The sequence below is a fragment of the Colwellia sp. BRX8-4 genome (assembly GCF_014077345.1).
Lineage (GTDB): Bacteria > Pseudomonadota > Gammaproteobacteria > Enterobacterales > Alteromonadaceae > Colwellia_A.
Map to the genome: position 1 here is coordinate 38664 of NZ_JACGVS010000005.1, position 11893 is coordinate 50556.

Sequence of the window (11893 nt, forward strand, 5' to 3'; positions counted from 1 at the left end):
AATTGCGTTAAAAATGTAAATAAAAATCGTAAGAAAGCGTGTAAAAACGTAATAAAGTGTAAGATTTTACTCTCAGAAGATATATTTTTGCTTTAATGAAATTTTTACTTTGGCTATTTTTTAACAATGGCATGTAAAAAAACCGCCTTTTGGGCACTTTTTTACCAAGATCTGATTATTTCTCTTTGTTTTTGCTTCGCAACCAGCGACAATTTACGCTCTTAATATAGGAGCCCTTAATGTTATTACAGATTCTAATTTTACTTGTTTCACTTGTTACTCTGGTATGGAGTGCTGATAAATTTGTTTTTGGTGCCTCATCATTAGCAAGAAATTTTGGTATCTCACCGATGATTATTGGTTTAACTATTGTTGCCATGGGTTCATCTGCTCCAGAAATGATGATTGCAGCGACAGCATCTTTAGACGGTAACAATAATACAGCTATCGGTAACGCAATCGGTTCAAACATTACTAACATTGCTTTGGTACTCGGTATAACGGCATTATTTCAACCTTTAAACGTATCCTCATCAACGGTAAGACGAGAAATTCCATTAATTTTAATTGTTACCGCCCTAGCCTATTGGATGCTTTCTGACGATTACTTTGGCTTTAACGAAGGCTTATCACTGATGATCGGCTTTTTTGTTTATATATTTGCGTTACTTTTTATCACCATAAGAGCCTCTAAAACTCGGCCAATTGATGATCCATTGATCATTGAAGCTGAACAAGAAGTGCCAGACGCGGTTAGCAAACCTAAATCTTTACTTTGGCTAGTCGTTGGTATTATTTTCTTACCTATGAGTGCTAGCTACCTGGTCGATTCATCCGTTTTTATTGCTAAAGCATTTGGCATAAGTGACTTAGTGATTGGTTTGACCGTTATTGCCGTTGGCACAAGCTTGCCAGAACTTGCTGCAAGTATTATGAGTATTATCAAGAAAGAAGATGATTTAGCGCTAGGGAGTATTATTGGCTCTAATATCTTTAATATTTTGGCCGTACTCTCGCTCGCTGGCTTAATTGCACCTGGCGAAGTAGATTCAGATGCCGCAGCACGTGACGCTCCTTACATGCTTGGCGTTACCGTATTATTATTTATACTGTGTTTTACTCGTCGTGCCGGAAAGTTTTGCATTGGCCGCTTAAAAGGTTTGTTATTAATAGGCGCTTTTATCGCTTATCAAGCGCTACTTTTTAGTCAAATAAAGCAATAACAAACACTATAATAGCAATTTACAAAATAAAAACGGGCTAATAATGAACGATTTCAAACAACTAGCGTTAGACGTTATTCACATAGAACAACAGGCTATTGCAGAGTTAGCCCAGTACATTGATGAGAACTTTGAATATGCCTGTCAGTTAATGTTTAACTGTAAAGGTAGGGTTATTATTGCTGGCATGGGCAAGTCAGGCCATATCGGTGGCAAGATTGCTGCAACGCTGGCGAGCACCGGCACACCTTCTTTTTTTGTTCACCCTGGTGAAGCAAGTCACGGTGATTTAGGTATGATTACCGGTGATGACGTCGTGTTAACTATTTCGCACTCGGGCGAAACCAGTGAAGTGTTAGCAATAGTGCCAGTCATAAAACGTATTGGCGCTAAACTTATTGCGATGACGGGGAATCCAGCCTCAACCTTAGCAAAACTAGGCGATACCCATGTCTGTGTTGCTGTTTCACAAGAGGCTTGTCCACTAGGATTAGCGCCAACATCAAGTACCACAGCAACCCTAGTAATGGGTGATGCACTCGCTGTTGCCTTATTAAATGCTCGCGGCTTTACCGCTGACGACTTCGCACTCTCTCATCCCGGTGGTAGTTTAGGAAAACGCCTATTACTACGTCTTAGCGATATAATGCATAGTGGTGAGCGCTTACCAACTGTAAATGCTAATGCTAAAATTAAGGATGCGTTGGTTGAAGTATCATTAAAAGGTTTGGGGATGACGGCGGTAGTCGACGAGAGTGGTCAATTACAAGGCTTATTCACTGACGGAGATTTACGTCGTATTCTTGATGAACGTATTGATATACATCTCGATACTATTGCATCAGTGATGACAAAAAATCCCACTGTGGCTCATCAAGATATGCTAGCCGCCGAAGGCTTAAAAATCATGGAAGACAAAAAAATTAATGGTTTAATTATTGTTAATGACAATAATATACCTATTGGCGCAATGAATATGCACGACTTACTAAAATCAGGTCTTATCTAATATGCAAACACTCTATGGCGAAATTACTGACACAGCATTCAATACCATGAAAACAATAAAGCTGCTGATATGTGATATTGATGGCGTTTTTTCTGATGGCCGTATTTATTTGGGTAACGATGGTGAAGAATTAAAAGCTTTTCACACTAAAGATGGCTACGGCATAAAAGCATTAGGCGCCAGCGGTGTCGATGTAGCGGTGATCACCGGGAGAACATCAAATATTGTCGCAACACGTATGTCAGCCTTAAATGTTAAATATATAGTGCAAGGTGAAGAAAATAAATTACCCGCCTTGAAAACGATGGCTAAGCAATTAAAGCTATCCCTCGAGGAAATTGCTTATATTGGTGATGACATGCCTGATTATGAGTGTATCAACGCTGTAGGCTTGGGTATTGCTGTTCAAGATGCCCACCCAAGTATTTTATCTATCGCAAATTACACCACTTTTAACCATGGCGGTTTTGGTGCTGTTCGAGAAATATGCGATTTAATCATGCTTAGCCAAAACACCTTAGCAAATGCTTCGGGTGCGAGTATATGAATCGACTTTATAGTTTAACCTTGTTGTTTTTTCTAATTGCGGGAGGCGTTTACGGTATAATTGAATGGAGAAATTCCTCAGCACCACAATTACAAGCGATTGATAAGACGCTGACCCCTGATTTTATTGCCGAAAATTTACACAGTAATGTTTATAAACATCAAGGAAGTTTAGCTTATGTTGTTGATGCCCATCGTATGGAACATTACCCTGAGTTAAGTATTACCAACTTTGAGTTTCCTCAATACACACTTCATCCAAAAAATGATGCGCCCGCATGGAAAATATCTGCCAATGAAGGCATATTATACAATAACAACCGGGTAAAATTAGCAAAGCATGTCCGCCTGTTAGCAACAGATCCCGATAGCTTATTACAAGAAGTTCAAGGAAAATACTTTGAACTTGATCTAAAAACTAACATCATAAGTTCAGAACAAGAAATTAAAATTATCGGTAAAGGATTTACCATCGATGGTAAAGGTTTAATTGTCGACTTAAACACCAACCAAATGACACTAACTAAACATGTGAAATCAATTTATGAAATTGTTAAAAAATAGCCTACTGTGCTTATTGTTATCAACTCCGCTATTTTCGTCAGCTTTCGCTGAAAAATTTGATATAAAACAAAAGATTGAAATTAACGCTTCAAGACAAGCCGTTGATCTTAAAAATAAAATATTCAGCTATATTGATAACGTGGTGATCACTCAAGGTTCATTAGTTATACGTGCTGATTTAGTACAAGTGCTGACTCAATCTGGCAGTGAAGAAAAAACCTATATCGCTAAAGGGAAGCCAGCAACCTTTAAACAAACCTTAGCCGATGGTACTCCTCTTAGCTTACAAGCAGACGAAATAAGATATGAGCCCGCAAATAATTTAGTGATAATTTCAGGAAATGCGTTATTACAGCAAGAAGGTAGTGAGGTTAGTGGCAGTAGAATTACTTACAATATTGCCACTCAGTATGTTAATGCTGAAAGTAAATCTAACGAACGCACTAAAACGATTTTTCAGCCGAAAGAAAAAATTAAAGCGACAACCACAGACGCGAAAACTCAGGAAAAAATTAATTTATGAGCACTAGCACCCTAATGGCAAAAGGCCTTGCCAAAGCCTATAAAGGCAGAAAAGTGGTTAAAAATGTCAGTATGCAAGTTTCAGCAGGACAAATAGTCGGTTTACTAGGCCCAAATGGTGCCGGAAAAACAACTTCTTTTTATATGATTGTGGGTTTAGTTGAAAGTGATAGTGGCGATATTATCTTAAATGACGAAAACCTGACGTTAGCGCCTATGCATGAGCGTGCGAGAAAAGGCATCGGATATTTACCACAAGAAGCCTCTATTTTTCGAAAACTCAGTGTTTACGACAATATTATGGCTATTTTACAAACACGAAAAGAATTATCAGATGCTGAACGTGAAGAGAAATTAGAACATCTTGTTGAAGAATTCAACATAGGTCATATCAAAGATAATTTAGGCATGAGCTTATCTGGTGGTGAACGCCGCCGAGTAGAAATTGCTCGCGCATTAGCTGCTGAACCAAAATTTATTTTATTAGATGAACCTTTTGCTGGTGTTGACCCAATTTCAGTAGGTGATATTAAAAAAATTATTCTACACTTAAAAGAACGTGGCATTGGTGTGTTGATCACTGATCACAATGTACGTGAAACTCTCGATGTATGTGAACATGCGTATATTGTTAGTCATGGTGAACTTATTGCAGAAGGTACTGCAGATCAAATTCTTGCAAATCAACACGTAAGAGATGTATACCTTGGTGAACAATTCACGCTATAGTAGTCAGTAAATGAATAGTATCTTCGTATGAAAAAAACGAAAATATCCCATTAAAAATAATAGGAAGTTAATGACCTAAATGCGCCCTACTCTACAACTCCGCATAGGACAACAATTAACCATGACGCCACAATTGCAGCAAGCAATCAAATTGCTGCAACTGTCTACGTTAGAGCTTCAACAAGAAATTCAGGAAGCCTTAGAAAGTAATCCATTATTAGAAATGGATGAGTCTTCAAATAATCCCGAAGATAAAAGTACTGACAACCTTGAAGAAGCTCACACTGCCGGTACTGGTGATGTTAAAGAAGCCCCTGCTTCTGATGGTAGCGAAGACGCTACGCCTACCATTGATGAAATCACCACCACTGAAGCCATGGACAAGAACGATATCCCTGAAGAATTAAACATGGATACCACTTGGGATGATAACTACACGGCCGGTGCAGCAAGTTCAAGCTCAGGCCCAGCTTCAGAAGATTATACTTACCAAGGCGAGACTCAAGACTCCATTCAAGATCATTTGCGCTGGCAAATGGAATTAAGCCCTTTTACCGAAACAGACCGCGCTATAGCGACAGCAATTATTGATGCTGTTGATGACGCCGGTTACTTAACGGTATCTAGTGAAGACATTTTAGAAAGTGTTGCCATTGAAGGAGTAGAGCTTGATGAAATTGAGGTGGTACTAAAACGTATTAACCTCTTTGATCCTGTCGGTGTCGCTGCTCGTTCTATTTCAGAATGTTTAATCATTCAACTTAATCAATTTGACCCCGCTACACCTTGGTTAGCAGAAAGTAAGTTAGTTTTGCGTGACCATATTAATCTGCTGGGTAGCCGAGACTATCGTACATTAATGCGTAAAACTCGACTGAAAGAAGAGCAACTGCGCGAAGTGGTGCGTCTTATTCAATCACTTGATCCTAGACCCGGCGATAGTGTGATGAAGAGTGACGATCAGTATGTTATTCCTGATGTGTCTGTTGAAAAGAAAAATGGCCGTTGGGTGGTCGAATTAAACCCTGATACTGCGCCAAAACTTTCGGTGAATCAGCAATATGCTTCGATGTCACGTTCGATGAAGTCGACAGCGGACACACAATTTATTCGCTCAAATTTACAAGAAGCTAAATGGTTTATTAAAAGCTTAGAAAGCCGTAATGATACCTTATTAAAAGTGTCAAACTGTATTGTACAACGTCAAATTGGCTTTTTTGAACATGGTAATGAAGCCATGCGTCCAATGGTTTTAAATGATATTGCCGAAGCTGTCGATATGCATGAATCAACCATTTCACGAGTGACGACACAAAAGTATATGCATACGCCACGTGGAATTTTCGAACTGAAGTTTTTCTTCTCAAGCCATGTTGGCACCGAAAGCGGTGGCGAATGTTCATCAACAGCTATTCGTGCATTAATCAAAAAATTTGTTGCTGCCGAAATCCCAGCAAAACCACTTAGTGATAGTAAAATGGCTGATTTATTAGCCGATCAAGGGATAAATGTAGCTCGACGTACCATAGCAAAATATCGAGAGTCACTTTCTATTCCACCTTCTAACCAACGAAAAAGTTTACTTTAACGAAAAGATGAGGAATTAAGCTTATGCAAATTAATCTTTCTGGCCACCATGTTGACATTACCGAAGCTTTACGAGAAAACGTCACGACTAAGATGGCAAAATTAAACCGACATTTTGATCATATCAATAATGTTCATGTTGTTCTCACCGTTGAAAAATCAAATCAAATTGCTGAAGCGACTGTTCACGTTAGTGGCTCTGATTTACATGCAAAAGCTGAAAATGCTGACATGTATGCCTCTATTGATAGTCTTGTTGTTAAGCTTGACCGGCAAATATTGAAGTACAAAGGTAAAACGAATCAGCATTAATGCTGTTTATCGCCTGTTCACTCACCAAAGAATCTAAGTAGTATAATGAAGTTGCAAGATATCCTTACCCTTGATTGCACCCTGTGTGCGATTAAGGGTACAAGCAAAAAAAAACTCCTTGAAATAATTAGCGAAACTGCGGCAAAAAAATTCGATAATATTGATACTCATCAATTATTCGAAAGCTTAATGGCGCGTGAAAAAGTTGGCTCTACCGGCATAGGGAATGGCATTGCGATTCCTCATGGTCGATTAACTAATACGTCACAAGTTATTGCTGTATTGCTGACCAGTGAACAAGCCGTTGAATTTGATGCGATAGACAACCGTGCTGTCGATATTATTATTGCGTTATTTGTCCCCGAAGAAAACTGCCAACAACATTTAGATACCTTACAAAGTATCGCGCAAATATTTAGTACTAAACAATTCGCAAAGCAAGTAAGAAAATGCCAAAATTCGCAAGAGCTTTTTACTTTAATAAAGCATGCTAAACGTTAATAAAATCTAATAATAATCCAGGAAAACTCAAATGAAACTCTTGATAGTCAGTGGTCGCTCAGGGTCAGGTAAAAGTGTCGCCTTACGTGTACTCGAAGATTTAGGCTACTACTGTGTCGATAATATTCCGGTGAATTTATTGCCTGCATTAGCACATACCGTTATTAATGATTACGACAAAGTAGCGGTTAGTTTAGATGTACGTAACTTACCCAATGACCCTAATGACGTTTCAGAAATATTAGATTATCTACCAAAAACGGTAAAACTCGATATTCTGTATTTAGATGCTGATGACTCTGATCTTATTCGACGTTTTAGTGAAACGCGTCGTTTACATCCTTTGATTAAACAAAATATCCCACTTGACCAAGCCATCTCTTTAGAGAAAAAGCTGCTTGAACCTATTTCCACGCGTGCGGGTTTGTATATTAATACCAGTCAGTTATCACCTCATCAATTATCTGATTTAGTGCGTGAGCGAATTTTAGGCAAAACCTCGGCATCTATGGTGGTGGTGTTTGAATCTTTTGGCTTTAAACACGGTGTACCACAAGACGCAGATTATGTTTTTGATGCACGTTTTCTGCCTAACCCTTTTTGGGAAACAGACTTAAAAGGTTTTACCGGTTTAGATCAACCCGTGCGAGACTTTCTTGCTAGCCAACCGATTGTCACTAAATTTATCTGGCAAATTAACAGTTTTATGATGACGTGGTTACCCCACTTAGAAAGAAACAATCGCAGCTATATTACTATCGCCATTGGTTGTACGGGTGGAAAACACCGATCGGTTTATATTGCAGAAATATTAGCAAACAATCTTAGAAAAGAACGCGAAGATGTTCAGTCTCATCATCGCGATATTAAAATACAAAGCACTTAATAACGGTCACTGTATGCCAAAATATAATAAATCATTAACCATTAGCAATAAACTGGGATTACATGCACGTGCTGCAACTAAACTTGCCCAGTTAAGCCAAAAGCTTAATGCTAACGTTACTATTTGCTTAGAGGGCAAAGAAGCTGATGCCAGTAGTATTATGGGGTTAATGTTACTGGCCGGTGGCTTTGGAAAAACCGTAGAGGTTATTACCCAAGGAGAAGATGCTCAACAAGCACTTGACGATGTATGCCAGTTATTTTCTGATAAATTTGATGAAGACGAATGATAAAAAGACTGAATAAAAAATAAAGTTACGTTATCATTCATTACAACACCTTAGCCAGCGCATCTTGACTAAGATATAAACAATATAATTTTCGTATTACTGCGGCACAGGAAAACTTTATGCCGGAAATATCAGAGCAACAACAAAATCATCAACGCCTGCAACAAGTCAATAAAGCACTTGGTAGCGGAATGTTTGTGCACGTTCGAAAATTACTACAGAACATGCCAGCTTATGATATTGCTTTAATATTAGAGTCATCTCACCCGAAAAGTCGTGCCGTTTTATGGCAACTTATCGACGCAGATAATCACGGTGAAGTACTTGAAGAACTCAATGAGGAAGTTCGAAAAGGTATTTTAAAAACTATCCGCCCTGAAAAATTAGCCGCCGTTGCTGAAGGCATGGATGTTGATGATTTAGCTGAAGTTTTACGTACTCTACCCGATAGTGTTTATCAAGAAGTATTAAGTGCTATGGACTCGCAAGACCGAGGTCGAGTCGAAGCCGCGTTATCATTTGAAGAAGATACCGCTGGCGGTATCATGAATACCGATACCATAACAATTCGTCCCGATGTAACGGTTGATGTGGTATTGCGCTATTTGCGCTTACGGGGTGATTTACCTGAAGCGACCGATTCTTTTTATGTGGTCGATGGTAAAAATCACTTTATTGGCGCCGTTTCTCTAGCGGCGATCATTACCGCTAAACCTGAAATTATCGTCTCAACACTCATTGATAAAGATATTGAAGCAATTCAAGTGCATTTGTCTGATAGTGACGTAGCGCAACTCTTTGAAAAATTTGATTGGTTCTCTGCACCAGTTATTGATGATGAAGGCCGTTTGCTTGGTCGTATCACGATAGACGATGTTATTGATATTATTCGTGAGGATGCCGAACATTCAATGATGAGTATGGCGGGCTTAGATGGAGAGGCAGATACCTTTGCTCCGGTTTTAAAAAGCACGCAACAACGCTCTATTTGGCTTGGCGTTAATCTCATTACCGCACTACTGGCTGTTGCTGTATCGAGTATGTTCGAAGGTGTTTTAAGCCAACTGGCTATTTTAGCTATTTTAAATTCTTTAGTGCCTAGTATGGGGGGTGTTGCCGGTAACCAAACCTTAACACTGGTTGTTCGTGCCATTGCACTAGGCCATGTTGGCGACTCAAATGCGAGAATACTCATTCAGAAAGAACTTGCTGTTGGTTTTCTTAATGGCGTTATCTGGGCGGTATTAATTGCCGGTGTTGTGGCTATTTGGCAACAAAATTTAATGCTTGGTGGCGTAATAGCCTTTGCAATGTTAATGAATTTAACCGCTGCTGGTATCGCTGGTGTCGCTATCCCGCTGTTTTTGAAACGGATGAATATTGACCCTGCTCTCGCTGGTAGTGTGATATTAACAACGATTACCGATGTGGTTGGAATATTCGCTTTCTTAGGGACTGCAACTTTATTCCTAACCTAAACTGATATGGGCTTATTGAGATCTTGATAGCTTTTCAAGATCTCAATATTGGTCTGTTGGTTTTAATAATCAAATGTATCTTGTTAAAATAACACGATTTGATTAATTGCCGCCAACCTGCATCTCTTCAATTAACAATGAACCCGTTAAAATACTGCCTCGTAAGTCAACATCACTACCGACAGCAACTAAGCCTTTAAAGATATCAGATAAATTACCCGCAATGGTAACTTCTGATACCGGGTAAGCAATTTCGCCGTTTTCAACCCAGAAACCGGCAGCGCCACGTGAATAATCACCATTGACTACATTAACGCCTTGTCCCATTAATTCAGTGACAAGAAAGCCAGTACCGAGTTTTTTCAACATGGCATTAAAGTCACCGCCATTGGCAGAACCTTTGGCATTAATTTGCCAATTATGAATACCACCGGCATGGCCAGTAGATTTAAGTCCTAACTTACGTGCTGAATAACTGGTTAATAGATAGGTCTCTAAACAACCATCGACAATAATTTCACGGTCAACCGTTTTTATGCCTTCACTGTCGAAAGCACTACTCGCTAACCCTTTTAAAATATGAGGGCGTTCACTGATATTTAAAAATTCAGGAAAAACTTGTTTGCCAATAGCGTCCATTAAAAAAGATGATTTACGGTATAAATTACCACCGCTGATCGCCGCTATAAAATGTCCAAAAATGGAATTAGCAATGTCGGCACGAAACATCACCGGCACTTTTCCTGTCGGTAATTTTTGAGCATTTAATCTCGATAGCGCTTCTTTTGATGCTTGCAGACCAATAGCGATGCCATTATCCATTAAATCAAAATCACGATTAACGGTGTAAGCATAATCTCTTTGCATATCATCACCTTCAGAGGCAATCATTACACAGCTTAAACTATGTCGAGAGCTTGGATAGCCAACAATTTGCCCATTGGTATTACCATACACTTTATAGCCTTCAAAGCTATCAAGTGAGGCACCATCTGAGTTAGTAATACGAGGATCATACGCTAGCGCACTATCTTCACATTCTTTGGCGAGTTGAATAGCTTGGTCTGTTGTTAAAACTTTTGGGTGATATAAGTCTAAATCAGCAGGCGACATTTCAAGCATGTCCTTGTCTGCTAATCCTGAACAGTCGTCAACAGAGGTATACTTTGCAATATTAACCGCCGCTTGTACTGTTTGTTTTAACGCCGCTTCTGATAAATCTGCGGTTGAAGCACTCCCTTTACGACCTTGCTGGTAAACAGTAATACCCAATGCACCGTCATTAGTAAACTCAACCGTTTCAACTTCACCAAACCGCGTACCAACACTTAACCCTTGTTGGCGGCTTATAGAAGCTTCAGCTGCATCTGCTCCTAGCGATTTTGCTAAGTCGAGTACTTGTGCTACACGTTGCTCAACGTCTCTTAATTGTTCGTTCATCGATTGTTTAGCGTTCATCGTTTCAGTCATAATTTATTGTTTTCTTCTATAAATGCAGGAAATTGGAGAATATGCGCTGTATACCATAAGCACTTACGAGTATAATAGCGATAATTATCACTTTAATAACGAATATTATGCCCGACTCTGCTAACGATATCGATGAATTAGATGAAGAATTAAAAAGTAAATCAGAAGTAAAGCGTGAAATGATCCAGTTACAAATCTTTGGACAGTCGCTTATTGATTTATCTAAGCATCAGCGCAGTAAAATTCCTTTTACTGAGGAGATTAAGGACGCCTTAATTTTAGCTGATAAAATTAAAAACAAACATGAAGCATTACGTCGCCATGTTCGCCACTTGGCAAGAATATTATCAGAATCTGATTTAGAGCCAATTAAACATGCTCTTGATGTTATGGCAAATAAGCATCAACAAGAAACAGCTAAGTTTGTTAAGCTTGAAAAGATGCGTGATGACGCTATTGATGAGGGTAATGACTTTGTTGAAGCTTTACTGAACGAGCATGAGTCGATGGAAAGACAAAAGCTACGTCAATTAGTACGACAAGCGGCAAAAGAGAAAAAATCAGAAAAGCTTGGCAAGTATTACAAAGAGCTATTTGATTATCTAAAACTTCATACTAGACAGATAAACTAGTCATTTATCTATAAAAAAAACCTGCATCAGCAGGTTTTTTTAATACTAAATTTTATTCATTGCTAAGTGACAATAAAGCTAAGTAGCCCAAATGCCCTGGCTACTTATTAAGACGCTTATTGAAAATAGCACAGTAGATAATCGT

General features: G+C 38.9%; 14 protein-coding genes. 13 read left to right on the forward strand and 1 reads right to left on the reverse strand.

Annotated elements, in window-relative coordinates; genetic code table 11:
- Positions 1-239: 239 nt before the first annotated feature.
- The 12 genes from H4J56_RS06035 (at position 240) to mgtE (ending at position 9646) form a co-directional block, all read left to right on the forward strand.
- The gene (locus H4J56_RS06035; RefSeq protein WP_182176370.1) at positions 240-1223 is read left to right on the forward strand and encodes a calcium/sodium antiporter; all 984 of its coding nucleotides are present in this window, start codon (positions 240-242) and stop codon (positions 1221-1223) included.
- 43 nt (positions 1224-1266) lie between these two features.
- Complete coding sequence (locus tag H4J56_RS06040) at positions 1267-2232, forward strand: KpsF/GutQ family sugar-phosphate isomerase (protein ID WP_182176371.1); 966 nt, start codon at positions 1267-1269, stop codon at positions 2230-2232.
- A gap of 1 nt (position 2233) precedes the next feature.
- The gene (kdsC, locus tag H4J56_RS06045; protein ID WP_182229931.1) at positions 2234-2779 is read left to right on the forward strand and encodes a 3-deoxy-manno-octulosonate-8-phosphatase KdsC; all 546 of its coding nucleotides are present in this window, start codon (positions 2234-2236) and stop codon (positions 2777-2779) included.
- Positions 2776-3342, forward strand: a complete 567-nt coding sequence (gene lptC / locus H4J56_RS06050) for an LPS export ABC transporter periplasmic protein LptC (protein ID WP_182214628.1) — start codon at positions 2776-2778, stop codon at positions 3340-3342. Before kdsC ends, lptC begins: the two co-directional genes overlap by 4 nt.
- The gene (lptA, locus tag H4J56_RS06055; RefSeq protein WP_070374881.1) at positions 3323-3865 is read left to right on the forward strand and encodes a lipopolysaccharide transport periplasmic protein LptA; all 543 of its coding nucleotides are present in this window, start codon (positions 3323-3325) and stop codon (positions 3863-3865) included. Before lptC ends, lptA begins: the two co-directional genes overlap by 20 nt.
- Positions 3862-4593 carry an LPS export ABC transporter ATP-binding protein gene (lptB, locus tag H4J56_RS06060; RefSeq protein ID WP_070374882.1) on the forward strand — a complete coding sequence of 244 codons (732 nt, stop codon included), beginning with the start codon at positions 3862-3864 and terminating at the stop codon, positions 4591-4593. Before lptA ends, lptB begins: the two co-directional genes overlap by 4 nt.
- Before the next feature lie 79 nt (positions 4594-4672).
- Positions 4673-6181, forward strand: a complete 1509-nt coding sequence (locus tag H4J56_RS06065) for an RNA polymerase factor sigma-54 (protein ID WP_182221193.1) — start codon at positions 4673-4675, stop codon at positions 6179-6181.
- A 23-nt stretch (positions 6182-6204) separates the two neighbouring features.
- Entirely contained in the window at positions 6205-6492 is a 288-nt protein-coding gene (gene hpf / locus H4J56_RS06070; RefSeq protein WP_182259015.1) for a ribosome hibernation promoting factor, read from the forward strand.
- Positions 6493-6537: 45 nt separating this feature from the next.
- Positions 6538-6993, forward strand: coding sequence for a PTS IIA-like nitrogen regulatory protein PtsN (gene ptsN, locus H4J56_RS06075; RefSeq protein ID WP_182229930.1), 456 nt, complete (start codon positions 6538-6540; stop codon positions 6991-6993).
- 31 nt (positions 6994-7024) lie between these two features.
- Positions 7025-7879 (forward strand): RNase adapter RapZ, encoded by an 855-nt coding sequence (rapZ, locus tag H4J56_RS06080; protein WP_182176378.1) that lies wholly within the window; start codon positions 7025-7027, stop codon positions 7877-7879.
- Positions 7880-7892: 13 nt separating this feature from the next.
- Complete coding sequence (locus H4J56_RS06085) at positions 7893-8168, forward strand: HPr family phosphocarrier protein (RefSeq protein ID WP_182214633.1); 276 nt, start codon at positions 7893-7895, stop codon at positions 8166-8168.
- Between the two features lie 119 nt (positions 8169-8287).
- The gene (mgtE, locus tag H4J56_RS06090; protein ID WP_182214634.1) at positions 8288-9646 is read left to right on the forward strand and encodes a magnesium transporter; all 1359 of its coding nucleotides are present in this window, start codon (positions 8288-8290) and stop codon (positions 9644-9646) included.
- Between the two features lie 102 nt (positions 9647-9748).
- Here mgtE and pmbA read toward each other — a convergent pair whose 3' ends face one another.
- On the reverse strand, positions 9749-11116 hold the full coding sequence (gene pmbA / locus H4J56_RS06095; protein WP_404842634.1) for a metalloprotease PmbA: 1368 nt from the start codon (positions 11114-11116) through the stop codon (positions 9749-9751).
- Positions 11117-11223: 107 nt separating this feature from the next.
- Here pmbA and yjgA point away from each other — a divergent pair, with 107 nt between their 5' ends.
- The gene (yjgA, locus tag H4J56_RS06100) at positions 11224-11748 is read left to right on the forward strand and encodes a ribosome biogenesis factor YjgA (RefSeq protein ID WP_182214636.1); all 525 of its coding nucleotides are present in this window, start codon (positions 11224-11226) and stop codon (positions 11746-11748) included.
- Positions 11749-11893: the final 145 nt, after the last annotated feature.